Genomic DNA, 23,141 nt, shown 5'->3' on the forward strand with positions numbered 1-23,141 from the left:
CCCAACCTACCGCTCGCCGGAGCGGCCCTTTAGGGTCGGGCGGCGTGCGGGAAACGACGGCGGCCGGGGTCGTACTGGCCAGTGGCGCGGGCACCCGGGTCGGTGCCGCGCTCAACAAGGTCTACCTGCCGGTGGCGGGACGGCGGGTGGTCGCCTGGTCGCTCGCGGCGTTCGACGCGGTGCCCGGGATCGGCGTGCTCGTGCTGGTGATCCGCCCGCAGGACACCGAACTCGCCGGGGAAGTGCTGGCCGCGCATCCCGGTCCGGTGGAGCTCGTGCACGGTGGCGCCACCCGGCAGGCCTCCGAGCTCAACGCGCTGCGCCACCTGGCCCCGCGGATCGAGGACGGCACCGTCGACGCGGTGCTCCTGCACGACGCGGCCCGTCCGCTGGTCACCCGTGAGCTGATCGGCTCGGTGCTGGCGCGCACGCGGTGCAGCGGTGCAGCGGTGCCGGGTGTCGCAGCCGACGACGTGGTCTCGATGGCCGCGCCGGACACCGTGGCGGCCGCGCTGCCCGGCGCGATCCGCGTGCAGACCCCGCAGGGCTTCCGTGCGCAGCCGCTGCTCGCGGCCTACGAACAGGCCGAGGCCGAAGGTTTCCTCGGCACCGACACGGCCTCCTGTATGGAACGGTTTTCCGCGCTGCCCGTGCACTGGGTGCCCGGCGGTGCGGAGAACCTGAAGATCACCTACCCGCACGACCTCGCGGTCGCCGAACGGCTGCTGAGCCGCTCCTGAGCCAGTTCCGAACCGGGGGATCAGACGGTGCGGGTCAGCGAAGGATCGGTGACCACGACGTCGGCAAGTGCCTCGTCGATCGCGCCGAGCAGCTCCGGTTCGAGCCGCACCCCGGCCGCCTTCACGTTTTCGTGGACCTGCTCCGGCCGCGAGGCGCCGATGATCGCCGAGGCGACGTTCGGGTTCTGCAGCACCCACGCCACGGCCAGCTGTGCCATGGAAAGCCCTGCTTCGGCCGCCAACGGTGCCAGCTTCGCGACCGCGGTGCGGGTCTGGTCGGTCAGCCGCCGCTGGATCGCAGTGGCGCCGCCGCTCTCGTCGGTGGCCCGCGAACCGGCAGGCACCGGCTCGCCCGGCCGGTACTTGCCGGTGAGCACGCCCTGTGCGACCGGCGAGAAGACGATCTGGCTCAGCCCCTCGCGTTCGGATGCGGGCACCACTTGCGCTTCGATGACCCGCCACAGCATCGAGTACTCGGGCTGGTTCGAGACGAACGGGATCCGCAGCTCCCGTGCCAGTGCGGCGCCCCTGGTGATCTGGTCGGCGGTCCACTCCGAGACCCCGACGTAGAGCACCTTGCCCTGGCGCACCAGATCGGCGAACGCCAGCATGGTCTCCTCCAGCGGCACCGTGGGGTCGAACCGGTGCGCCTGGTAGAGATCGACGTAGTCGGTGCCGAGCCGGCGCAGTGACGCGTGCGCCGATTCCAGCACGTGCTTGCGCGAGAGTCCCCGGTCGTTGGGCCCCTGTGGACCGGTGGGCCAGAAGACCTTGGTGAAGATCTCCAGGCTTTCCCTGCGCAGCCCCTTCAGCCCTCGCCCGAGCACCGACTCCGCCACGGTGTCCGCGTACACGTCGGCCGTGTCGAAGCTCGTCACGCCTGCGTCGAGCGCCGCCCTGATGCAGGCGTGCGCCTGGTCTTCCTCGACCTGGGAACCGTGCGTGAGCCAGTTGCCGTAGGCGATCTCGCTGATGTTGAGGCCGCTGCGGCCGAGCCGTCGGAACTCCATGCCGCCAGCCTAGGTGCGGGCGCCCGGCCGGACGAACGGGCTCAGCCGGGAATCGGGTCACCGGGGCGCAGCCGCGGCTTGGGCACCCGCAGCTTGCGGATCTGGCTGGCCCGGACGAACGCGTACCAGGCCACCCCGCGGGTGGCGGCAGGCGGCTCCTTCGGGAAGCGCTCGCGTGCCAGTTTGCCGATCCGGCGGCCGTTGATCACGCCCTCGATCGCCATGACCAGCAGCATCGCCATGCAGACCAGGGTGATGTACTGCTGCGCGGCGGGCGCCGGGATCAGCAGCGCGACGAACACCAGGATCGCCAGCGGCATGAACAGCCCGAGGATGTTGCGCCGGGAGTCCACGAGGTCGCGCACGTACGCCTTGACCGGACCGCGGTCACGTGCGGGCAGGTACTTGTCGTCGCCGGACATCATCCGGTCGCGCCGCTGCTTGGCGGCCGCCTTGCGCTCGTCCTTGCTCACCGGGTTGGCCTTGCGCAGCTCCCGGTTGCGCTTCATCGCCTCGCGCATGGAGGTGGGCGGGGCCGCGACCGGCCCGCGCCTGCGCCCCTCGGCCTCCCGTCGCTTCGGGGTGGCCTTCCCCTTGCCGGGCGTGTACGCCCTGGCGGCGGAGCCTGCCTCGGCCTCGACGGCCTCGGCCGCGGACTCGTCGGCGGCGGTGTCTTCGGTGCTTCGGCGCAGGAACCTCACTTCACCAGGGTATTGCAGACGTCACGGCGATGTTCACCAGGTCGTGGCATGTGCGACGATGGGGTGGGAACAGATCGGGTGCCGCGCGTGTTGAACGTGGCGGATGAGAAGTACCCGCAGCGAGTTCGACCTAGAGGGAGTGCCATGACGACCGCTGAGCAGACCGGCGCGACACAGGCCGAGACCGCCGAGGAGACCCACGGCGTGACCTTGACCGACACCGCCGCCGCCAAGGCGAAGGCGCTGCTCGAACAGGAGGGCCGCGACGACATGCACCTGCGCATCGCCGTCCAGCCCGGCGGCTGTGCAGGCTTGCGCTACCAGCTGTTCTTCGACGAGCGCACGCTCGACGGCGACCTGTTCCGTGACTTCGACGGCCTGCGCGTGGCCGTCGACCGGATGAGCGCGCCCTACGTGTCCGAAGCGGTGATCGACTTCGTGGACACGATCGAGAAGCAGGGCTTCACGATCGACAACCCGAACGCCACCGGCTCGTGCGCGTGCGGCGACAGCTTCCACTGAGCTGACCAGCGCAAAAGCCGCCCACCGGGTAGACCCCGGGGGGCGGCTTTTGCGCGTTTCGGGCGGCGTGTGCCCTCAGTCGTGGCAGCGCCGTCCGCGGTTCCGGCGCGGGCAGGCGGGAGAGTGCCGTCACCAGCAGGCCCGCCGCCTGGCCGAAGCGGAGCAGCCGCGCTCCGGTGAGCAGGCCGAGCCACGACGCTTCAGCACCGCGAGTGTCGCTGGACCCTCTTGCAACGCCACCTTCGTGTACAGCGGCAGCAGCGTCGGCGCGCTGAAGAAGTTCACCTGCGCGAAGCAGACGAGTACCGGCCGTACGCGCGGCAGCGTGCCAAAGAACATTCAAGTGTTCTCACGGCGTTGCGGTGCTTCCGAAGCTGGCCATGGCGCCGAACGCGGCCCCGGCGAAGTTCGCCACCGGGCTGCGTCGACGTGCCGTACCCGACCGCGCGGACGGCCCGCTCAGACTGGCCGCTCGTCGATCAGCCGCAGCACCTTGCCGGTACGCCGGTTTGTCACGATCCCGGCCGGGGGTACCCATTCCACCTGCAGTGGCGGGCAGACGCCGGTGCGGACCTGGTCGGCGAAGCGCGGGCTGAGCAGGTCGACCCGAGCCCGCAGATCGGCTTCCGCGGCCGGCCGGTCGGCGGCACCGGCGGCAACCCGCAGTACCAGCTGGTCCTGTGCCGCGGCCCGGCGCAGCACCACCTGGAAGCCGTCGACCACGGCGTCGCCGATCGCGTTGTCGACCGCTTCGCGCAGATAGTCCAGGTGCAGCGTGACGTGCCCGATACGGGCGCCCTCGCCCGCCCTGCCGAGCAGGCGGAACGTGCGTGCCGCGTAATCGGTCCACTCGACCAGGTCGCCGACCGGATAGCGGATGATCGGCAGCAGGCGGCGGCCCAGATCGGTGAGGAGCAGCCTGCCCGCCCGGCCGGCCTTGGTGATCGGCTCGGCCGTGTCGGGGTCGACGAGTTCCAGGATCCGCTGCCCGCCGAAACCGCGGAACACCCGGAGGTCCTCGCCTTCCACCGGCGCGCCGAGGATCCCGGCGTCGACGCTGGCGTAGCCGATCGAGCGCACCACGGCGTTCGGGAACGCCGCGGCGATCACCGCACGCTGGTCGTCGTAGAACGCCTCGCCGCTGAACAGCAGCAGCCGGACGCCGGGCAGGCTGCCCACCCCGGCGCAGACGTTCCGGGCCAGCTCGACCAGGTAGGTCGGGAAGCCCGCGACCACGGTCGCGGCGAAGTCCAGCATCGTCTGCACCGCGAACTCGAGCGGCGCGTTGCCCGCGATCGGCAGCTGAACGGTGTCGGTCAGGGCCTCCTGCAAGGCGTTGAGCGTGAAGATGAATCCGGAGTACAGCTCGCCCGCGTGGTAGAGGTTCGCCACCCGGTCGCCCGAGCGCAGCCCGGCCGCGGCAAGTCCGGTGGCGAATGTGCGTGCCATTTCCCGCCATTCCTCGCGGGTGTACACCGACACCCGCGGGGCACTGGTGGTGCCGCCGGTCTTGAAGACGATCCCGCCGGTCTGCGGACCGGTGAGGATTCCGTTGTCCCGTACGGTGTTCGCCGCCCAGAACGCGGGCTGGTCGACGATCGGCAGGTCGGTGAGGGCGAACGGGCCGGTCAGTCCGGCGTAGAGCGCGCGGTAGAACGGCGAGTGCGCGCGGACGAACCTGACGTGCCCGTCCAGTGCGGGATAAATGGTCACGTGGTGCTCCCGGAATGGTTGCGGCCGGCACGGTTCTCGACGACTGCGACGACCTTGCCGCCGGTCGCGGTGCGCACGAACCCCTCGCGCGCGACGGATTCCACCTCCAGCCGCAGCCGCCGGGTGCCGTGCACCGCCTCGGCGAGCTGGTCGTAGCCCTCGATCAGGGCTTGTTCGAGCGCGTTCGGATCGGTGCCGTCCTCGACCCGGACGGTGAGGTGCTCGCCACCGGCGACGTCGGTCAGCATGAGCTGCAGTGCGCCGGTGTACCCGCAGTCCTGCTCGGCCAGCTGGACGAACCGGCGGTAGTTCATCGTCTGGAAGGCGGTGCGGAACACGTCGCCGACCCGGCCGAGCAGCTCGAACCGCGGACTGCGCCTGCCGCACCCGCACGGCTGGGCGATCCAGCGCCCGAGGTCGCCGATCTCGTAGCGGTCCAGCCGTTGCCCACGGCGGGTGTGCGCGGTGAAGACCAGCCGTCCCGGTTCGCCCGCCGGCACCGGTTCGTCGTTGCCGTCCAGGATCTCCAGCGTCTGCAGACCGGTGAAGACGTGGTGCACGCGCGCGGGGGACTGCGGGCACTGGAAGGCCATCGGCCCGGCGTCCACCCCGCCGTAGGCGGCCGAGCGGATGAGCTCGATCCCGAACTCCGCCTGCAGCCAGGCGATCTGGGCCGTGCCGAAGTGCTCGCCGGCGTAGAAGATCTTGCGCACGCCGCGGTACCGGCGCAGCAGGTCGGCGCATTCGGTGAACAGCGCCGTGGTGAAGCTCGGCAGCGTCACCAGGGTGTCCACCTGGTTGTGCACGATGGCCTCGGCGATCGCGTCGAGCCGGGAAAGGTCCGCGCTCATCGGGAACTGCACCGCGCCGAGCCGTTCCAGCGACGAGAAGAAGCTCACGAACCCGCCGTACATCCGGCCGCCGAAGAACAGGTTCATCACGCGGTCGGTGCGTGGATCCAGTCCGCTGGTGAGCAGGCTCTCCGCGCCGAAGCGCATGTGCTCGTCGTAGTCGGCCCAGGTGAACGCGGACAGCTTCGGCTTGCCGGTGCTGCCGCCGGAGAGGAAGAACACCTCGCCGCGACCGTCCTGAAGGGACTCGAACTCCGATTTGGGCGTGACCGGGACATCCGGCACCGGCAACTGTTCGGCGGTGCCGAGATCGTCCAGCGCGGCGTCCGCGGCGAACCGCTCGTCCAGCTGCACGTCGACGCGGCGGCTGTAGCGCTGCAACGCGTAGACGCCGTCGTGCGGCTCACCCGCGTACCCGCTCAGCATTTCACCGGGCACGGTCACGCGCTGCACGCCGATGGCGACCAGCAGCCGGGCCAGCGCGGCGGTGTCCGGGCGCGTCGCGCCGACCCCCGCGGTCTGCAGGTACCGGCGCATCGGCCGCAGTGCCGCGGTGATGTTCTTGCGCGGCAACGGTTTTACCCACACACTGCGATACAGCGGCGAGGCCCGCAGCGTGTCCCGGACGTCTGCGATGATCCGCCACGAACCGTCCTCGGCGGCGAGCACCTTGGTCAGCCCGAGGTGCTCCTCCAGCTGCGCGACCAGCGTGGTGTTGGTGATCTCGGCCCATTCCGGCAGGCTCGGCTCACGTGGCTCGCCCGCCGCGACGGTTTCGGCCAGCACCGGCGCGAACCGCTCGGCGAAGGCGAACACCTCGGCCTCGTCCTCGGTGTCGAGGTAGATCACCTGCGGGCTGGAGCACGCCTGCTGATCGAGCCGGCAGATGTCGGCGGCGACGCCGCGCAGCGCACTGCGCGAGGACCAGACGTCCTCGGTCAGGTAGGCGAACGACAGCTTCGGGCCCCAGTCGATCAGCCGGGTGCCGGGGCGGACCAGCTCGGCGATACCGGCCAGCGCCTCTTCACCGCCCCACGCCGCGACCGCGTCCGCGGGCTCGATCATCCGGGCCAGCCAGTCGCGCCGCGACGACGAGAAGTGCAGCACGATGACGCGTTCGGCAATCGACCCGGTCGGGTCCTGCGCGGCCAGTGCGGCCAGTAGCTCGGCGGTGAACCGGGAGTCGTCACCGGCCGCCTTGACCACGTTGACGTTGCCGGAAAGCAGCCCTTCGACAACGCTCAGCGCGCCGACCGCGGGTGCGTTGCCGGAGGCGATGTGCGCCAGCAGGCCGACCGGGACCCATGCCTCGAATACTGTGCGGCGGAAGTCGCCCCGCGCCAGCCGGGCCGGGTCGATCCCGCCCAGCTCACTGGTCAGCTTGCGCTCCAGCTCCGCGCGGTCGAGCACGCGCAGCAGGTCGTCGAACGTGCGCGCCGCCTCCCCGGCAGGCACACCCCGCTCGAGCAGGAGCTTCGTGAGCCGGACCCGCAGTTCGTCGTCCGGCTTGGCCAGCCGGACGGCCAGCGCGTCGCCTGCGGCCAGCACGGTGGCCGGGCTCAGCCGCGGGGCCTGCAGGAGCTCCTGCGTGGTCGTTTCGAGGGTCTCCAGGCGCTGCGCGGCTTCCTCGTCGGTGACCCAGATGCCTTGCCAGAAGTGGTTTTTCATGCTTTGTCCTTCAGGAGTTCGGCGGCGGCGACGGCACAGCTGCGGTTGCGGCTCACGCCGGCGCGGCCGTGCACCACGAACCACGGCGTCGGCGTGGCGCATCCGCACTCCTCGGGCGGGTGCAGCGACGCGAGGTCACCCATCAGCACGCTCTGCGCCGGTGCCGAGGTGATGTAGGGGGAGACGAACTGCAGGTAGCCGCGCTCGCCGAAGTCCAGCGGTGCCAGCGTGCGGACCGAGCGGACCAGCACCCGCGACCAGGTCGGCACGTGCAGGTGGTGGTTCTCGCACTCGAGGTAGGGGATGGAGTGCTCGACCGAACCGAAACCGTCGCGGATCCGCCCGTCCGGGACACCGAGCTGCTCGTGGATGCGCCGGTACAGCTCGGCCTTCGGCACCTGCTTGTCCGCGTGGCCCTTCCAGCCGCCGCCGAACAGGATCAGCGACTGCGGCGAGAGCTGCAGCGGGCCGATGCCCATCGCGCGCATCCGGTCGAGGGTGAAGGAGAGGAACGCAGGGAAGCCGAACACCCGCATCGGCAGCCCGTCCTCGGCGAAGCGCTGCAGTGCGCGGATCGCGCCGAACGCGTCGAACTCGTGCCCGGTGCCGGTGTGCGCGAGGCCGTAGTCCACCGAGGCGGCAGGCGCGAAGTCGGTCATGAACTGTCCGGTGAACGAGCTGCCCAGCTTCAGCCCCGGCTGCGGCTGGTTGGTGTAGAGCAGGTAGTGCACCGGATCGGTCCCGTCGATCCAGCCGTAGTGGTCGTAGATCCGCGCGACCATCCGCTGTCCGGCACGCAACGTCCAGGCGTCCCAGAACATCTGCGACTTCTGCCCGGTGGTGCCCGAGGACGTCGCGTGCACCGCGACGTCCTCGCGGGGCACCGAAAGCACTTCGTGCATTTTGAAGAAGTTGGCGTGCACGAACGGCTGGCGGACCAGGTCCGAAATGGACTCCAGCGGTGCGACGTCGCGCAGCAGGCTCGCCGCGAACGGCGAACGCGCGGCGTGCCATGCGTTCGACTCGTTCATCGCCTCGAGGAACAACGCGTCCGTCCCGGCATCGTGCCGGTACGCGTCGGTGACGTCGCAGAACCGCTGGACCGCTTGCAGCGCAACGGGATCCGGCACCACAGCCGGATCGGTGAGGTGCCGGTTCACGACTGGAAGACCCCCTGGGTGTCGAGGTAGCGGCCGGTCCACAAATCGATGTACTGCTCGGCGAACGGGCGGAACGCCTCGTCGATCGCCAGGCCGCGGAAGTTCAACGGCTGCAGCGTGCGGGCCATCACCACGTAGTCGTGGAACAGCTCGCCCTCGCGGCGCATCGCCGGGTACAGCGCGGCGGGCAGGAAACCGTGTGCCAGCAAGGTGGACAGCTCGGCGAAACAATGCAGCGGGACCAGCGTCTCGACGTAGTGCGCGCCGAGCCCGCTCAGTTCGTCGATCAGCGTGTCCAGGTACGGTGCGACCGACATCGGCGCCGGGGTCGCCCCGATCAGCGTGCAGTAGCCATCGGTCCGGCTCAGGTGCGCGTAGGACTCGAAGTGGCCGTCGACGTCGGCGAGCAGGACGTTCGGGCGGTGCAGCGGGTAGAACCGGCGGACCGGATCGGTCACCAGCCGGTCGAACTCGCGTTGCACGTAGTTCGGCGCGTCCACCAGCTCCAGCCGGACCGGGCGGTCGGATTCGGGCCGGGTTTCCGGCGTGTCCACCAGTTCCGGCCACATCGGCAGCCCGACGGTCTTGTCGATCGCGTTGACCAGCCGTCCGAGCTTCGCCGGCACGCGGGTCACCGGATGGCGCCGGGCGAGCAGACCCTCGCGGTGGCGGGCGAGCAGGGCCATCGTCTCGTGCCGCGCGGCTTTGCGGAGGTTGGGGAACAGGCCCAGCGCGGTGAAGCCGTTGCGCAGGCAGATCCGCTGCGGTGCGGTGGCGGTGGTGCGCGCGGTGCCGTACACCGAATCGACGCTGCCGCTGGCCAGCAGGTGCTGGGTCAGTTCGCCGACCGCGGTGTGCGCGATGCCGCCGCCGCGGCGGGCCGGATCGACCACCAGGCCCTGCAGCTTGCCCAGCCGGTCGGCCGGTGCGACGGTGGCCAGGATCGACGCGACGATCCGGCCGTGGTCACGGGCGAGCAACCAGGTGGTGGTGTCGGCAGCCAGTTCCGCGGCCATCACCTGCGGATCGGTGCCGAGCGGGAGCGCGTAGGTGCTGCCGTACACGCGCCGGTACAGGCTCAGCAGCTCCTCGACGTCGTCGAGCCGGGCAGGCTCGAAATGCGGGTACACGGGGGGTCTCCTCGAGAATCACCGGATTTCCCCAGCGCGCACAGGACTGTCCCCCGGCCTGGGTTTGCCGGCCGGGGGACGAGGCGAAATGGGGACGCCGGCCAGGTCGCGGTCGGCGTACCTCGGAAATTACCGCACGCAGAGCTGTGACTGAATCGATCTTGACGCCGTGATCAGCGGAAATCTTCCGGTCAGTGAGGCGGCTCACCGGAAATCCTGCCCTAATGTCCCAGTGTGCTGAGCCGTTGCGGTGAGCGGTCCGCCGGGTGTGACGAAGACCTCCGGACGCGCTGAAGGCCGCATCCCCGCACTGCGGGATGCGGCCTCCACCCGGCTCGTGGCCCGGGTGGATCAGACGTAGGCGTCGAGCTCCGCGACCTGGGCGTGGCAGGCGTCGTCGACCGTCCACGGCTGCGGGGTGCGGGGTGCGGGCAGCTGCCGGACCGGTGGTGTGCGGGCGGCGAGTGCGGACGGGATGTGGGCGCAGTCGGCGATCAGCTCGCCGAGGTTTTCCGGTTCGGTCGTGGGGTTCACCTCCAGCACGTTATTGAGCTGTGCTCGAGGGCGACAGCGGTACCAGCCGGTAGTGTCGGCGCGGGCGTGGGAACTACCCGGAAGGGGCATGCCGCGCCGAGGCGAGTACCCGACAGCTCTGAGGAGAACCCGGTGGCAGACAAGCCAAGGATCGCCGTGTCCGGCAGCATCGCGACAGACCATCTGATGCACTTCCCCGGGAGGTTCGCCGAGCAGCTGGTGGCCGAGCAGCTGCACCGGGTGTCGCTGAGCTTCCTCGCCGACGACCTCGTGGTGCGCCGCGGCGGCATCGGCGCCAACATCGCGTTCGGTCTCGGTGTGCTCGGGGTGGCGCCGGTACTGGTCGGCGCGGTCGGCGCGGACTGGGCGGACTACGACTCGTGGCTGCAGCGGCACGGCGTGGACACCGACGGGGTGCTGGTGTCCGAGGTCGCGCACACCGCGCGGTTCGTCTGCACCACGGACGAGGACCTGTGCCAGATCGCCACGTTCTACGCAGGTGCGATGAGCGAATCGCGCAACATCGAGCTCAAGCCGATCGCCGACCGCAGCGGCGAGCTGGGGCTGGTGCTGATCGGCCCGGACGATCCGGACGGCATGGTCCGGCACGCACAGGAGTGCCGTCAGCGCGGGTACGAGTTCGCAGTCGATCCCTCACAGCAGCTCGCGCGCATGGACGGTGCGCAGGTGCGGGAGTTCGTCGAGGGCGCGAAGTACCTGTTCAGCAACGACTACGAGTGGGAACTGCTGCTGCAGAAGTCCGGCTGGACCGAGGCGGACGTGCTGGCGCGGGTCGGCATGCGGATCACCACGCTCGGCGAGAAGGGCGTGGAGATCATCGGCCGCGACGGGCTCGCCCTGCAGATCGGCGCCGTCGCGGAGCGCGGCAAAGCCGACCCGACCGGGGTCGGCGACGGGTTCCGCGCCGGCTTCCTCGCCGCCGTCGACGGCGGTCTCGGCCTGGAACGCGCCGCCCAGCTCGGTTCGCTGATCGCGGTGCTCGTGCTGGAGACCGTCGGCACCCAGGAGTGGACGTTCGACCGCACCGACGCGCTGCAGCGGCTGCGCCAGGCGTTCGGCCCGGAGTCGGCCGACGAGATCGCCCCGGTGCTGCCTGCCTGACCGCTGCTGTCCGGGGGTGCTGTCCGGGGGTGCGGACCGCGCCCCCGGACCCGGTCAGAGCTTGACCGGGTAGACCGGCTCCGGGATCTCCGGCTTGATCCGGTTCTCCACGAAGATGCCGTGCCACAGCATGAACACCAGCAGCGCCCAGATCTGGCGGCTGCGGTCGAGCTGGCCTGCCTTGTGCTCCTCCAGCAACCGCAGCACGGCGGCCTTGTCGAGCAGCTCGTCGGTCTTCGAGTCGTTGATGATGCCGCGCGCCCAGTCGTACATCTCGCCGCGGAGCCACGCCCGGATCGGCACCGGGAAGCCCAGTTTGCGCCGGTTGAGCACGTGCGGCGGGATGATCTTCGCCAGCGCCTGGCGCAGTGCGTACTTCGTGGTGCCGTGCGCGAGCTTCTGGTCGAGGGGAATCGAAGCGGCGACCTTGAACACCTCGGCGTCGAGGAACGGCACGCGCAGCTCCAGCGAGTTGGCCATGGTGACCTTGTCCGCCTTGACCAGGATGTCGCCGCGCAGCCAGGTGTAGAGGTCCACGTGCTGCATCCGGGCCACCGGGTCCCAGCCGCGCGAGACGTCGTACCAGGGCGCGGTGACGTCCTTGAAGCCGACGCCCTCCTGGTAGGTGCGCAGCACCGCGCGCAGCTGCTCGTCGCGGAAGTTGCGCGCGTTGCCGTAGTAGCGGTCCTCCAGCGACAGCGCGCCGCGACGCAGCAGGTCCTTGCCCCGGGTGCCTTCCGGGATCTTCGTGGACACCTTGCCGAGGAGCTTGCGCACGCTGCCCGGCACCTTCTCGAACGGCGCCAGCGAGATCGGCTCGTTGTAGACGGTGTACCCGCCGAACAGCTCGTCCGCGCCCTCGCCGGAGAGCACCGCCTTCACGTGCTTGCGCGCCTCGCGCGCGATGAACCACAGCGGCACCAGCGCCGGGTCGGCCACCGGGTCGTCGAGGTACCAGACGATCAGCGGCAGCGCCGCCATCATCTCGTCCGCGGACACCGTGCGGACCACGTGCCGCACGCCGATCGCCGCGGCCGATTCGGCGGCCACGTCCACCTCGGAGTAGCCCTCGCGTTCGAACCCGGTGGTGAACGCGATGAGGTTCGGGTTGTGCTCCTTGGCCAGCGTCGCGGTGGCGGTGGAGTCGATGCCGCCGGACAGGAACGCGCCGACCGTGACGTCCGGGTCGGAGATCATGTGCTTGCCGACCGAATCGCGCAGCACGTCGGCGATCCGCTGGTACAGCTGCTCGGCCTCGGCCGCACCGTGCACCGGACGGGCGGTGAACTGCGGGTGGAAGTACCGGGTGAACTCGACCTGCCCGCCCGGAACCACCCGGAACGACGTGCCCGACTCGACCCGCCGGATCGCGGTGTGCAGCGACTCCGGCTCCGGCACGTACTGCAGGACCAGGTAGTGCTGCAGTGCGGTGCGGTCCAGCTCGCGCGCGACGCCGAGCGTGCCGGACAGCTCCAGCAGGCTCTTCTTCTCGCTGGAGAAGGCCACGCCCTGCGGACCGGCGGAGTAGAAGAGCGGTTTGATGCCGAACGGGTCGCGAGCGCCGAAAACGACCTTTTCGGCCGAATCCCAGATCAGGAAGGCGAACATGCCGCGCAGCTTCTTCACTGCGTCCGCGCCGAGGTAGTGGTACGCCGCGACGATCGCCTCGCCGTCGCCCTCGGTGTCGAACTTCGCGCCGAACTCCGCGGCCAGCTCGTCGCGCAGCTCGCGGTAGTTGTAGATCTCCCCGTTGAAGTTCAGCGTGTACCGGCCGGGTGCCTCCGGCGGGCCCCACACCAGCGGCTGGTGGGCATGGTCCACGTCGATGAAGGCGAGCCGGTTGAACCCGTACACGACCTCGGCCTCGGCCCAGGTGTCCTGTTCGTCGGGGCCGCGGTGGCGCTGGCAGTGCATGGCCGAGCCGACGGCTGCGCGGGCCTTCGCCGCGTCACTCTCGGTCGCGCAGATCAGTCCAAGCAGGCCGCACACGTGTATTCACACACCTCTGGGTCGGGCCGGTCCGGGGAAGGGCCCAGTATGCCGGGGCAGGCCACGATGCCCGGAATGCGGGTGACGCGTGGCGCAACTGGTCACCCCTTGGACAGCGGGAAGCGTGAACTCGGCTAGGCTCCGCCTGTCACGAAGATCGGTGCAGGAGGCCCTGAATGACGGGGGCCTTTGTTGGGTGAAAGGGCAGGGCGCAGTGGGAAAGCGAGAGCGCACCCCGGTGGTCAAGCGAACCGGGCGGATCGCCGCCCTGGCCGCGCTCGTCGCGCTGACCGCGACAGGCTGCTCCGGGGACGAGGTCCTCCGCTTCGGCTGGCCGGTCGGGGTGACCCCGCAGGCCGACCAGATGCGGACCCTCTGGACCTGGACGGTCATCGCCGCGCTGGTCGTCGGTGTCATCGTGTGGGCCCTGATCTTCTGGACCGCCACCTTCCACCGCAAGAAGAAGAACTCCGCGGTGGAGGGGCCGCAAGACCTGCCGAGGCAGTTCCAGTACAACATCCCGCTGGAGATCTTCACCGTCGTCGTCCCGACGATCATGGTCTGCGTGCTGTTCTTCTTCACCGCGACGACCGAGAACAACGTGCTGGACAAGAAGCCGGACCCGGACGTCACCGTCGACGTGGTGGCCTTCCAGTGGAACTGGGAGTTCAAGTACGACGACGCGAACGCCAAGCGCCCGGACGGCAGCCAGGTGAGCACGGTCGGCTCCTCCGGTGAGATCCCGCTGCTGGTGCTCCCGACGAACAAGACGATCGAGTACCGGCTGCGCTCCACCGACGTGATCCACTCGTTCTGGGTCCCGGAATTCCACTTCAAGCGCGACGTGATGCCGGACCCGGAGAAGAACAACCAGGACAATTCCTTCCAGAACTCCATCGACCGCGAGGGTTCCTTCGTCGGCCGGTGCGCGGAACTGTGCGGCACCTACCACTCGGTGATGAACTTCGAGGTGCGGGCGCTGTCCCCGGACAAGTACGAGCAGTACCTCAAGCTCCGCACCCAGACGAATCCGAAGACGGGCCAGCCGACCACGGCCTCCGAGGCGCTGACGGAGATGAACTGCGGCGAGCTGTGCAGCCCGTACGCGGTGACCACCAAGCCGTTCAACACCGACCGCACCGCACGCACCGCGTCCAACTGACCGGTTCCGGCGATCCAGAGGAGTAGGGGACCAATCCGATGAAGGTCGAGGCCCGGATTTTCTACCTGGTGGCGGTGTTCGCCGTCATCATGTCCGCCATCTACTGGGTGATGACCGCGCTCTACGCGACCGATCAGAAGGCCGAGCCGGTCGGCATCGTCGCGCTCCTGCTGACCGGCGGTCTCGCCTTCCTCGCGGGCAGCTACCTGCAGTTCGTGTCCCGCCGGATCGAACCGCGCCCGGAGGACCGCGAGGACGCCGAGATCAGCGACGGCTCCGGTGAGCTGGGCTTCTTCAGCCCCGGCAGCTACTGGCCGATCGGGCTGGCCGCCTCGGCCGCACTGGGCGGGCTGGCGCTGGCCTTCTTCCACATCTGGCTGCTCGTCCTCGCGATCGTGGCACTGCTGTTCACCGTGGGCGGGCTGGTGTTCGAGTACCACACCGGCCCGAGTCACGACTGACCGCAGCCGATCCGCCGCCGCGCCGCGGAGCCAGTGCGGCGGCGAGCACCGCGAGCATGCCCAGGCCCTCGGGCCAGCTCAGCTCGTGGCCGAACGCGAGTACGTCCACCACCACCGCGACCACCGGGTACAGGTAGGACAGCAGTGCCACCGTGGTGGTCGGCAGCCTGCCGATACTCGCGTACATCAGCACGTACATCACCGCGGTGTGCACCGTGCCCAGCAGCACCAGCCACAGCAGGCCCGACGCGGCATGCGGTAACGGCGTGAAAGCCAGCGCCGGTGCCAGTACCACCGCGCCCGCGGTCAGCTGCACTGCGGCGAGCAGATGTGGCCGGATGTGCTTCAGCTGCTTCGCCACCATCGACGCTCCCGCGTAGAGCACTGCTGCGCCCAGCGCGAGCGCGATCCCCGCGAGCCGCACCGGTTGCCCGTCGTCGGCATGCGCGGACAGTGCGATCACCACGACGCCGGCAAAGGCCACGCCCGCCCGTACGAGATGCGAACGGGACACCTTCTCGCCGAGGAACACCGTCGCCAGGCCGACCAGGATCAACGGCTGTGTGTGATACACCACGGTGCTCACCGAGATCGACGACAGCGCGTAGGACGCGAACAGCAGCACCCAGTTGCCGACCAGCAGCAGCCCGCCCAGCACGGCTGTCACGAGTTCCGCGACTGGCGGTGGCCGCCAGTCGCGGAACCAGCCGCGCGCGAGGCACCACAACACGAGCAGGACACCGCCGACGACGCAGCGCGCGAAGGCGACCAAGGGTGCGGCGGCACCGCTTTCGAGCACGACCGCGCCGATCGTGCCGGACAGCGCCATCGCGGCGGACCACTGCACGAGCGGGCGGGATTCGGGGTTCTTCATGCCATCCAGGCTCGGCTGCGCGCCCCGGTCCGACCAGTGTCAGAGATGACAACGGCCACAAAACTTGTGACAAGCTGTCCGGTATGGACGTACGACGGGTCGCGGTGCTGCTGGCGGACCGGGTCTCCCCGTTCGAACTGGGGGTCGCCTGCGAGGTGTTCGGCACCGACCGCACTGCGGAAGGCATGCCGGGCTGGGACTTCGGGGTGTGCTCACCCGGCGGCACCGACGTGGCCAGCTGGTCCGGGTTCGGGCTGAACGGCTTGCACAGCCTGGACTTCGCCACGTCGGCCGAGCTGGTGATCGTGCCCACCTGCGCGCCCCGCACCGTCGCGCCGCCGGAGCCCGTACTGGCCGCGTTGCGCGCGGCACGGGACCACGGCGCCTGGGTCGCCGGGTTCTGCGCGGGCGTGTTCTCCCTCGGCCACGCCGGCCTGCTCGACGGTCGCCGTTGCACCGTGCACTGGCTCTACGAACCGGAGTTCCGCCGGCAGTTCCCGGCGGCCGAAGTCGATCCGCAGGCCCTCTACGCGGAGGACGACGGCGTGTTCACCAGCGCAGGCACGGTCGCCGCGGTGGATCTGTGCCTGCACCTGGTCCGGCGGATGCGCGGGGTCGCGGCGGCCACTGCGCTCGCCCGGCGGATGGTCGCCGCGCCGCACCGCGCAGGTGGGCAGGCGCAGTTCGTGCAGGCGCCGGTCCCCGCCACTGCGGCACCGGACGACGCGGTGGTCGCCGAAGCACTGGAATGGGTCGAACGGCGGCTCGACCGGCCGTTCACGGTCGCCGAACTGGCCCGTCGCAGCGGGCTGGGGGAGCGCACCTTCCTGCGCCGGTTCTCCGCCGCCACCGGGACGACCCCGCACCGCTGGCTCACCGAACGTCGCCTCGACCGGGCCCAGGCACTGCTCGAAGAAGGACGGCTGTCCATCGAGGACATCGCCACCGCGTGCGGTTACTCGTCGGCGGCCGCGCTGCGCCACCAGTTCTCCCGGCTGCGCGCGACCACGCCGAGTGCCTACCGGGCCGCGTTCGCCCGCTGAATCGCAGCTGCGCGGTGCCGGCCGTCGTCGGACGCACCGGGTGCGGGTTCAGCGGCCGAACGCGATCCAGCGGTCCAGCAGCGCCGCCGCGGCACCGTTGTCGATCGCCTGCGCCGCCCGGTCGAGGCCGGCGGCCAGATCGTCCTCGAGGGAGCCGGAGAAGCCGCTGAACGCGGCGAGTGCGGCGGCCGCGTTGAGCACCACCGCGTCGCGCACCGGACCGGTCTTGCCGCGTACCAGCTCGCGCACCACTTCGGCGTTCGCCTCCGCGTCACCGCCACGCAGATCCTCGGCGGTGGCTCTGGCGATGCCGAGCGAAGCCGGGTCGAACGTCCGCTCCGTCACGGTGCCGCCGGAGACCACCCACACCGACGTGGTCGTGGTGGTGGTGATCTCGTCGAGGCCGTCGTCGCCACGGGCGACCAGCACCGACATCCCGCGGCGGGCGAAGACCTCGGCCAGCACGTGGGTCTTGTCCGCGTAGGCACAGCCGATCAGCGCACTGCGCGGCTGCGCCGGGTTGGTCAGCGGGCCGAGCAGGTTGAACGTGGTCGGCACGCCCAGCTCGCGGCGCGGCGGGCCGGTGTGCCGGAACGCCGGGTGGAAGGCAGGTGCGAAGCAGAACCCGATGCCGATCTGCTCCAGTGACGCGCGCACCACCTCCGGCGGCAGGTCGATCGTCACGCCGAGGGTTTCCAGCACGTCCGCGGCGCCGGACTTCGACGACGCACTGCGGTTGCCGTGCTTGGCCACCGGTGCGCCTGCCGCGGCTGTGACGATCGTCGCCATGGTGGAGATGTTCACCGAGTTCGAGCGGTCGCCGCCGGTGCCGACGATGTCGACCGCGGGCCGGTCCAGCTCGATCCGGCGCGCGTGCGCGAGCATCGCGTCGGCCATCCCGGAGATCTCCTCCGGCGTCTCGCCCTTGGCCCGCAGCGCGACCGCGAAGCCGCCGATCTGCGCCTGGGTGGCCGCGCCGGACATGATCTGGTCCATTGCCCAGGCGGTGTCCTCGGCCGGCAGATCGGCCCGCGCGATCAGCCGGGTGAGCAGTGCGGGCCAGGTCTGCGAGGCCGGGCCGGGCGGAACCGGGGTGGTGCCCATCCCCGGTTCAGCCGTTGACGGCGGGGACCCGCCCGGCGCGCAGCACGCCGGCGACGGTCTCCGCCGCGGTCAGCGGGTCGAGCGGGTGCTCCAGCACGGCGTCGGCCTGCGACCAGGTGGCCAGCCAGCGGTCGTCGCGCCGCCGGACGGTCACCACGATCGGCGGGCAGTCGGTGATCTCGTTCTTGAGCTGGCGGGTCAGGCCGATGCCGCCGGTCGGCTGCGCTTCCCCGTCCAGGATCGCGAGGTCGACGGTGCCGGCGTCCACTTCGGAGAGGACAGCGGAGACCCCGTCCGCCTCGACGTACTCGACCCGGCCGAGATCGGCGGCCGGCCTGCGGCCGATGGCGTTGATGATCGCCTCCCGCACCCCGGCCTTGTGGCTGAACACCAGGATCCGCTGGGACTGCTCGCTCATTGAGCCCGCCTTCGTCTCGTCACGGGTGGAACGTCCGCGATGGTATCCGCCGAGACACATGTCACGCGGATGCGGTGGGTGAGTCACCCGGTTGCCGTGCGTCCCAGCCCAGTGCGTCGCCGCCGAGCCGCTGCGCGAGCCCGGCCATCCGCGCGCGTTCCTGCGCGCAGTGCAGCGCGTCGAGCACCTGCACCCGCACCGCGTGCACCCGCACCCGATCCCCGTCGCGCTCCTGCTCGCGCAGTTCGTAGCCGTCCTGGGCGAGGATCGCGGCCGCTTCGGCGATCCGGTCGGCGGGCAGGCTCAGGTGGTGCGTCAGCACCGCGGGCGCGGCGGCGGTCCAGCCGGGTGCATCCGCCAGTGCGGCGGAGTCCGCGACCGCCGGGTCGAACGCCGTCACGACGACCCGCAAATCGGGCGTGTCGGGCGTCAGACCGGCGGTTTCCCGCTTTCCGGCCAGGTCACGCAGCCGTTGCAGCCAACTCACGAGTAGCCGTTCCCTCCGCCCGTTCCGGGTGTGATGCGAAGCTCCCACGACCCGCCGCGGACCCGACGGGCGGGGTGCGGCCGCGGGAGGACATAATGCGATTCGTGACAACGGCAGCTCCCACCATCAGCCAGCGGGTCCACTCGCTGAACCGGCCGAACATGGTCAGTGTCGGCACCGTCGTGTGGCTGTCCAGCGAACTGATGTTCTTCGCCGGACTGTTCGCCATGTTCTTCACCGTCAAGGCGCAGAACCCGGCCGGGGCGGCCTGGCCGCCGCCGTTGCACGGCGAGGAATTCCACCTCAACGTCGGATACGCGATCCCGTTCACGGTGATCCTCGTGCTGTCCTCGCTGACCTGCCAGCTCGGCGTGTTCGCCGCGGAGCGGGGCGATGTCTACGGCCTGCGCCGCTGGTACATCGTCACGCTGATCATGGGCGCGATCTTCGTCTTCGGCCAGGCCAACGAGTACCACAACCTGGTCGAGGAGGGACTGACCATCCCGTCCGGCCCGTTCGGCACGGTGTTCTACCTGGCCACCGGGTTCCACGGCCTGCACGTCATCGGCGGGCTCGTCGCGTTCGTGTACCTGCTGATCCGCACCAAGCTCAGCAAGTTCACGCCCGCGCAGGCCACCTCGGCGATCGTGGTGTCGTACTACTGGCACTTCGTGGACATCGTGTGGGTCGGCCTCTTCGCGGTGATCTACATCCTTCCCTGATCCGCCTCCGCCGCCCACCAGCACATCGGCCTGAACTGACAGCAAGGGTTGCCGCAAGATGACCACCACGAACAAGTCCCCGGAGCGCCGTTTCCGCGCGCGCTCGAAGCTGCGCAGGCGCTTCGCGGGCGTGCTCGCACTCGGCGTCGCCCTGGTGGGGGCCGGGGCCCTGTACGCCGTGTTCGCCCCGGAGCCGCAGACCGCGCAGGCGCAGGGTGACCCGGCGCTGCTGCGCCAGGGTGCGCAGGTCTACAACAACACCTGCATCGAATGCCACGGTGCGAACCTGGAAGGCGTCAAGGACCGCGGTCCGAGCCTCATCGGCATCGGCGACGCGGCCGTGTACTTCCAGACCTCCTCCGGCCGGATGCCCGCGGCCCGCCAGGAGGCGCAGGTCGAGCGGAAGCCGCCGAAGCTGACCCCGAGCGAGATCGACGCCGTCGGCGCCTACGTGCAGGCGCACGGCGGCGGTGCACAGCGGCCGGCGGAACGCGGCGAGGCACTGCGCGGCAGCGACCCCGCCCGCGGTGGCGAGCTGTTCCGGCTCAACTGCGCGTCGTGCCACAACTTCACCGGCCGTGGTGGCGCGCTGTCGGCGGGCAAGTACGCGCCGAACCTCGACCCGGCGACCGAGGAACAGATCTACGACGCGATGCTCACCGGGCCGCAGAACATGCCTAAATTCTCCGACCGGCAGCTCAACCCGGACGAGAAGAAGGACATCGTCGCCTACGTGAAGTCGGTGTCCGACGGCAACAACAACCCAGGTGGCAACGGCCTCGGCGGGCTCGGCCCCGCGTCCGAGGGCGTGATCGCGTTCGTCGTCGGAATCGCCGCGCTCGTCGGCATCACCCTGTGGATTGGATCGAAGGCATGAGTGCCGAAGGGCCCCAGCCGCCCTCGGAGGCGGAGCTGGCCGAGATGGACCGGGACCAGCTGCTCAAGCTCGGCGGGCAGCTGGACGGGGTCGAGATCGTCGACTACCCCACCCCGTGGCCGGTGGAGAACACCCGCGCGGAGCGGCGGGCGCAGCGCCTGGTGGCGCTCTGGTTCACGCTGTCCGCGCTCTTCGGGCTGGCGTTCGTCGTCGTCATGGCGTGGCCGCACTGGTGGGAGTACAAGGACCCGAGCGACCCGACCGGGCACTCGACCTACAGCCTCTACACCCCGGCGCTGGGTGTCTCGCTCGGCCTCGCGGTGCTGTGCCTCGGCATCGGCGTGATCGTGTACACGAAGAAGTTCGTGCCGCACGAGACCGCGGTGCAGGAGCGCGGCGACGGCCCGTCCAAGGAGGTCGACCGGGCCACCATCCTCGCGCACCTCGCCGACGCGGGGACCCGCAGCACGATCGCCCGCCGGTCGCTGATCAAGCGCACCGCGGGCGCCGGGGCGGGTGCGCTCGGCCTCGCCGTCGCGGCCCTTCCCGTCGCGTCCTTCATCAAGGACCCGTGGAAGGACACCGAGAGCGAGGATTCGCTCTGGCACACCGGCTGGCAGCCGAAGTTCAAGGGCGAGAAGGTCTACCTGCGGCGCAACGTCGGCAGCCTCGACCAGGAGGTCGAGAAGGGCGTCACGCTGCTGCGGGTCGAGGACCTCGACGCGGGCGCGATGGAGACGGTGTTCCCGTACCGCGATTCGGAGAAGGGCGACCGCGAGGCGCTCGCCGCCGCGCTGACCAGGGTCGACAACCCGGTCATGCTCATCCGGCTGCGCCCGACCGACGCCGCGCGCGTGGTCAAGCGGAAGGGCCAGGAGGACTTCAACTTCGGCGACTACTACGCGTACACGAAGATCTGCAGCCACGTGGGGTGCCCGACCTCGCTGTACGAACAGCGTACGAACCGCATCCTGTGCCCGTGCCACCAGTCGCAGTTCGACGCACTGCACTACGCCAAGCCGATCTTCGGTCCCGCCACCCGTCCGCTCGCCCAGCTTCCGATCACGGTGGACGAAGAGGGATACTTGGTCGCGAAGGGCGATTTCATCGAGGCCATCGGCCCGGCCTTCTGGGAGCGTAAGTCATGAGTTCACTCACCACGCCGACCAAGGGCACGAGCGCACTCGAGCAGCACCTCGGCGAGGCCGCGGACAACGCGGACCAGCGCTACCACCTCGCCAAGGGCCTGCGGCACCAGTTCAACAAGGTCTTCCCCACGCACTGGTCGTTCCTGCTCGGCGAGATCGCGCTCTACAGCTTCATCGTGATCCTGCTGTCCGGGGTGTACCTGACGCTGTTCTTCGACCCCTCCATGCAGGAAGTCACCTATCACGGCAGCTTCCAGAACATGCAGGGCATGCAGATGTCCCAGGCGTTCAGGACGACGCTGGACATCTCGTTCGACGTGCGCGGCGGCCTGTTCGTGCGCCAGCTGCACCACTGGGCGGCGCTGATCTTCGTCGCGGCGATGATGATCCACATGTTCCGGATCTTCTTCACCGGTGCGTTCCGCAGGCCGCGCGAGGCGAACTGGGTGATCGGCGGCCTGCTGCTGGTCCTGGGCATGTTCGAGGGCTTCTTCGGATACTCGCTGCCGGACGACCTGCTCTCCGGTACCGGTATCCGCGCGACGCTGTCCGGCATCGTGCTGTCCGTTCCGGTCATCGGCACCTGGCTGCACTGGGCGCTGTTCGGCGGGGAGTTCCCGGGTGACCAGATCATCCCGCGGCTCTACACGCTGCACATCCTGCTGATCCCGGGCATCATGCTGGCGCTGGTCGGTGCGCACCTGGCGCTGGTCTGGTACCAGAAGCACACGCAGTTCCCCGGCGTGCGGCGCAAGGAGACGAACGTCGTCGGCGTGCGGATCGTGCCGTACTTCGCGCTCAAGGGCGGGGCGTTCTTCACCCTGGTCGTGGGGGTGCTGGCGCTGCTGTCCGGGCTGTTCCAGATCAACCCGGTGTGGAACTTCGGTCCGTACAACCCGTCCATGGTCTCCGCCGGTTCGCAACCGGACTGGTACATGGCCTGGGCCGACGGCATGCTGCGGATCTGGCCGGCCTGGGAGGTCTACCTCGGGAATTACACGATCCCGGCGGTGTTCTTCCCCGGTGCGATCGGGATGCCGGTGCTGATCGGGCTCCTCCTGGCGTATCCGTTCCTCGAACGGAAGCTGTCGAAGGACACCGCGCACCACAACCTGCTCCAACGGCCGCGGGACGCACCGGTCCGCACCGCACTGGGCATGATGGCGCTCGGGTTCTTCGCGGTGATCGAACTGTCCGGTTTCAACGACATCATCGCCGACCAGTTCGACATCTCGCTGAACGCGACCACCTGGGCCGGGCGCATCGGCGTCCTCGTGGTGCCGCCGCTCGCCTACTACTTCACCTACCGGATCTGCCTCGGGCTGCAGCGGGCCGACCGGGAAGTGCTGGACCACGGCGTCGAGACGGGCATCATCAAGCGGCTGCCGCACGGCGAGTTCATCGAAATCCACCAGCCGCTCGGCGGCGTGGACGACCACGGGCACGCGATCCCGCTCGAGTACCAGGGCGCGGCCGTGCCGAAGAAGATGAACAAGCTCGGCACCGCAGGACAGGCCGTTCCCGGCTCGCTGTGGACTCCGGACCCGCCGGAGGAGACGGCCGCGCTGGAGCGTGCGCACGGCAACGGGCACGCGGGCGGCAACGGGGATGGCCACGCCCCGGATGCGCCGGATCAGGACCGTGCGGAATCGCATGAGGTCGGCTCCGGGCACTGACCCGCTTTTCGGTACGCAGAAGGCCCCTT

Annotated in this window: 23 protein-coding genes; 10 read left to right on the forward strand and 13 right to left on the reverse strand. The window is 70.0% G+C overall.

What is annotated here, in order from left to right; all coding sequences use genetic code 11:
• The first annotated feature begins 44 nt into the window (after nucleotides 1-44).
• The gene (locus ABD793_RS36380; RefSeq protein ID WP_344867968.1) at nucleotides 45-740 is read left to right on the forward strand and encodes an IspD/TarI family cytidylyltransferase; all 696 of its coding nucleotides are present in this window, start codon (nucleotides 45-47) and stop codon (nucleotides 738-740) included.
• A gap of 20 nt (nucleotides 741-760) precedes the next feature.
• On the opposite strand, the gene ABD793_RS36385 is transcribed toward ABD793_RS36380, so the two are convergent.
• Nucleotides 761-1,750, reverse strand: coding sequence for an aldo/keto reductase family protein (locus tag ABD793_RS36385; protein ID WP_344867969.1), 990 nt, complete (start codon nucleotides 1,748-1,750; stop codon nucleotides 761-763).
• Nucleotides 1,751-1,791: 41 nt separating this feature from the next.
• Nucleotides 1,792-2,451 (reverse strand): DUF3043 domain-containing protein, encoded by a 660-nt coding sequence (locus ABD793_RS36390; RefSeq protein ID WP_344867970.1) that lies wholly within the window; start codon nucleotides 2,449-2,451, stop codon nucleotides 1,792-1,794.
• Nucleotides 2,452-2,595: 144 nt separating this feature from the next.
• Here ABD793_RS36390 and ABD793_RS36395 point away from each other — a divergent pair, with 144 nt between their 5' ends.
• Complete coding sequence (locus ABD793_RS36395; RefSeq protein ID WP_344867971.1) at nucleotides 2,596-2,973, forward strand: HesB/IscA family protein; 378 nt, start codon at nucleotides 2,596-2,598, stop codon at nucleotides 2,971-2,973.
• 129 nt (nucleotides 2,974-3,102) lie between these two features.
• Here ABD793_RS36395 and ABD793_RS36400 read toward each other — a convergent pair whose 3' ends face one another.
• The 6 genes from ABD793_RS36400 to ABD793_RS36425 form a co-directional block, all read right to left on the reverse strand.
• The gene (locus ABD793_RS36400) at nucleotides 3,103-3,312 is read right to left on the reverse strand and encodes a hypothetical protein (protein ID WP_344867972.1); all 210 of its coding nucleotides are present in this window, start codon (nucleotides 3,310-3,312) and stop codon (nucleotides 3,103-3,105) included.
• Between the two features lie 120 nt (nucleotides 3,313-3,432).
• Nucleotides 3,433-4,686: a phenylacetate--CoA ligase family protein gene (locus ABD793_RS36405; RefSeq protein WP_344867973.1), complete on the reverse strand. Its 1,254-nt coding sequence runs from the start codon at nucleotides 4,684-4,686 to the stop codon at nucleotides 3,433-3,435.
• A complete protein-coding gene (locus tag ABD793_RS36410; protein WP_344867974.1) occupies nucleotides 4,683-7,205 on the reverse strand; it encodes an acyl-CoA reductase in 2,523 nt (840 codons plus the stop codon). The genes ABD793_RS36405 and ABD793_RS36410 overlap by 4 nt, the downstream gene beginning before the upstream one ends.
• Nucleotides 7,202-8,365: a LuxE/PaaK family acyltransferase gene (locus ABD793_RS36415; protein WP_344867975.1), complete on the reverse strand. Its 1,164-nt coding sequence runs from the start codon at nucleotides 8,363-8,365 to the stop codon at nucleotides 7,202-7,204. The genes ABD793_RS36410 and ABD793_RS36415 overlap by 4 nt, the downstream gene beginning before the upstream one ends.
• The gene (locus ABD793_RS36420) at nucleotides 8,362-9,495 is read right to left on the reverse strand and encodes a GNAT family N-acetyltransferase (RefSeq protein ID WP_344867977.1); all 1,134 of its coding nucleotides are present in this window, start codon (nucleotides 9,493-9,495) and stop codon (nucleotides 8,362-8,364) included. Before ABD793_RS36420 ends, ABD793_RS36415 begins: the two co-directional genes overlap by 4 nt.
• Nucleotides 9,496-9,846: 351 nt before the next feature.
• Nucleotides 9,847-10,029, reverse strand: a complete 183-nt coding sequence (locus ABD793_RS36425; protein ID WP_344867979.1) for a hypothetical protein — start codon at nucleotides 10,027-10,029, stop codon at nucleotides 9,847-9,849.
• A 132-nt stretch (nucleotides 10,030-10,161) separates the two neighbouring features.
• On the opposite strand from ABD793_RS36425, the gene ABD793_RS36430 reads away from it, so the two are divergent.
• Nucleotides 10,162-11,151 carry a carbohydrate kinase family protein gene (locus tag ABD793_RS36430; RefSeq protein WP_344867981.1) on the forward strand — a complete coding sequence of 330 codons (990 nt, stop codon included), beginning with the start codon at nucleotides 10,162-10,164 and terminating at the stop codon, nucleotides 11,149-11,151.
• A 54-nt stretch (nucleotides 11,152-11,205) separates the two neighbouring features.
• Here ABD793_RS36430 and asnB read toward each other — a convergent pair whose 3' ends face one another.
• A complete protein-coding gene (asnB, locus tag ABD793_RS36435; RefSeq protein ID WP_344867982.1) occupies nucleotides 11,206-13,140 on the reverse strand; it encodes an asparagine synthase (glutamine-hydrolyzing) in 1,935 nt (644 codons plus the stop codon).
• 214 nt (nucleotides 13,141-13,354) lie between these two features.
• On the opposite strand from asnB, the gene ctaC reads away from it, so the two are divergent.
• Both ctaC and ABD793_RS36445 read left to right on the forward strand, forming a co-directional pair.
• The gene (gene ctaC, locus ABD793_RS36440) at nucleotides 13,355-14,302 is read left to right on the forward strand and encodes an aa3-type cytochrome oxidase subunit II (protein WP_344867983.1); all 948 of its coding nucleotides are present in this window, start codon (nucleotides 13,355-13,357) and stop codon (nucleotides 14,300-14,302) included.
• A 38-nt stretch (nucleotides 14,303-14,340) separates the two neighbouring features.
• A complete protein-coding gene (locus ABD793_RS36445; protein ID WP_344867984.1) occupies nucleotides 14,341-14,763 on the forward strand; it encodes a cytochrome c oxidase subunit 4 in 423 nt (140 codons plus the stop codon).
• Here the strand turns inward: ABD793_RS36445 and ABD793_RS36450 are convergent.
• Nucleotides 14,711-15,637 (reverse strand): DMT family transporter, encoded by a 927-nt coding sequence (locus tag ABD793_RS36450; RefSeq protein ID WP_344867985.1) that lies wholly within the window; start codon nucleotides 15,635-15,637, stop codon nucleotides 14,711-14,713. The two genes, ABD793_RS36445 and ABD793_RS36450, sit on opposite strands and share 53 nt — an antisense overlap.
• An 83-nt stretch (nucleotides 15,638-15,720) precedes the next feature.
• On the opposite strand from ABD793_RS36450, the gene ABD793_RS36455 reads away from it, so the two are divergent.
• On the forward strand, nucleotides 15,721-16,680 hold the full coding sequence (locus tag ABD793_RS36455; RefSeq protein WP_344867986.1) for a GlxA family transcriptional regulator: 960 nt from the start codon (nucleotides 15,721-15,723) through the stop codon (nucleotides 16,678-16,680).
• A gap of 48 nt (nucleotides 16,681-16,728) precedes the next feature.
• Here the strand turns inward: ABD793_RS36455 and trpD are convergent, their stop codons facing one another.
• The 3 genes from trpD to ABD793_RS36470 all read right to left on the reverse strand — a co-directional run bounded on the left by trpD (nucleotide 16,729) and on the right by ABD793_RS36470 (nucleotide 18,689).
• Nucleotides 16,729-17,784 (reverse strand): anthranilate phosphoribosyltransferase, encoded by a 1,056-nt coding sequence (trpD, locus tag ABD793_RS36460; protein WP_344867987.1) that lies wholly within the window; start codon nucleotides 17,782-17,784, stop codon nucleotides 16,729-16,731.
• A 7-nt stretch (nucleotides 17,785-17,791) separates the two neighbouring features.
• Nucleotides 17,792-18,202, reverse strand: coding sequence for a hypothetical protein (locus ABD793_RS36465; protein ID WP_344867988.1), 411 nt, complete (start codon nucleotides 18,200-18,202; stop codon nucleotides 17,792-17,794).
• Between the two features lie 61 nt (nucleotides 18,203-18,263).
• Nucleotides 18,264-18,689, reverse strand: coding sequence for a ribonuclease E inhibitor RraB (locus ABD793_RS36470; protein WP_344867989.1), 426 nt, complete (start codon nucleotides 18,687-18,689; stop codon nucleotides 18,264-18,266).
• 95 nt (nucleotides 18,690-18,784) lie between these two features.
• Here ABD793_RS36470 and ctaE point away from each other — a divergent pair, with 95 nt between their 5' ends.
• The 4 genes from ctaE to qcrB are packed head-to-tail and all read left to right on the forward strand — an operon-like array spanning nucleotide 18,785 to nucleotide 23,112.
• Nucleotides 18,785-19,411 (forward strand): aa3-type cytochrome oxidase subunit III, encoded by a 627-nt coding sequence (gene ctaE, locus ABD793_RS36475; protein WP_344867990.1) that lies wholly within the window; start codon nucleotides 18,785-18,787, stop codon nucleotides 19,409-19,411.
• Nucleotides 19,412-19,469: 58 nt separating this feature from the next.
• On the forward strand, nucleotides 19,470-20,288 hold the full coding sequence (gene qcrC, locus ABD793_RS36480; RefSeq protein WP_344867991.1) for a cytochrome bc1 complex diheme cytochrome c subunit: 819 nt from the start codon (nucleotides 19,470-19,472) through the stop codon (nucleotides 20,286-20,288).
• A complete protein-coding gene (gene qcrA / locus ABD793_RS36485; protein ID WP_344867993.1) occupies nucleotides 20,285-21,436 on the forward strand; it encodes a cytochrome bc1 complex Rieske iron-sulfur subunit in 1,152 nt (383 codons plus the stop codon). Before qcrC ends, qcrA begins: the two co-directional genes overlap by 4 nt.
• Entirely contained in the window at nucleotides 21,433-23,112 is a 1,680-nt protein-coding gene (qcrB, locus tag ABD793_RS36490; protein ID WP_344867994.1) for a cytochrome bc1 complex cytochrome b subunit, read from the forward strand. Before qcrA ends, qcrB begins: the two co-directional genes overlap by 4 nt.
• Nucleotides 23,113-23,141: the final 29 nt, after the last annotated feature.

This window comes from Amycolatopsis ultiminotia (genome assembly GCF_039536925.1).
GTDB lineage: Bacteria > Actinomycetota > Actinomycetes > Mycobacteriales > Pseudonocardiaceae > Amycolatopsis > Amycolatopsis ultiminotia.

Coding starts and splice junctions, on each gene's coding strand:
- ABD793_RS36385 (WP_344867969.1), bottom strand. CDS start 1,750: ATGGAGTTCCGACGGCTCGGCCGCAGCGGCCTCAACATCAGCGAGATC.
- ABD793_RS36395 (WP_344867971.1), top strand. CDS start 2,596: ATGACGACCGCTGAGCAGACCGGCGCGACACAGGCCGAGACCGCCGAG.
- ABD793_RS36400 (WP_344867972.1), bottom strand. CDS start 3,312: ATGTTCTTTGGCACGCTGCCGCGCGTACGGCCGGTACTCGTCTGCTTC.
- ABD793_RS36410 (WP_344867974.1), bottom strand. CDS start 7,205: ATGAAAAACCACTTCTGGCAAGGCATCTGGGTCACCGACGAGGAAGCC.
- ABD793_RS36445 (WP_344867984.1), top strand. CDS start 14,341: ATGAAGGTCGAGGCCCGGATTTTCTACCTGGTGGCGGTGTTCGCCGTC.
- ABD793_RS36450 (WP_344867985.1), bottom strand. CDS start 15,637: ATGAAGAACCCCGAATCCCGCCCGCTCGTGCAGTGGTCCGCCGCGATG.
- ABD793_RS36455 (WP_344867986.1), top strand. CDS start 15,721: ATGGACGTACGACGGGTCGCGGTGCTGCTGGCGGACCGGGTCTCCCCG.
- trpD (WP_344867987.1), bottom strand. CDS start 17,784: ATGGGCACCACCCCGGTTCCGCCCGGCCCGGCCTCGCAGACCTGGCCC.
- ABD793_RS36465 (WP_344867988.1), bottom strand. CDS start 18,202: ATGAGCGAGCAGTCCCAGCGGATCCTGGTGTTCAGCCACAAGGCCGGG.
- ctaE (WP_344867990.1), top strand. CDS start 18,785: ATGCGATTCGTGACAACGGCAGCTCCCACCATCAGCCAGCGGGTCCAC.
- qcrC (WP_344867991.1), top strand. CDS start 19,470: ATGACCACCACGAACAAGTCCCCGGAGCGCCGTTTCCGCGCGCGCTCG.
- qcrA (WP_344867993.1), top strand. CDS start 20,285: ATGAGTGCCGAAGGGCCCCAGCCGCCCTCGGAGGCGGAGCTGGCCGAG.
- qcrB (WP_344867994.1), top strand. CDS start 21,433: ATGAGTTCACTCACCACGCCGACCAAGGGCACGAGCGCACTCGAGCAG.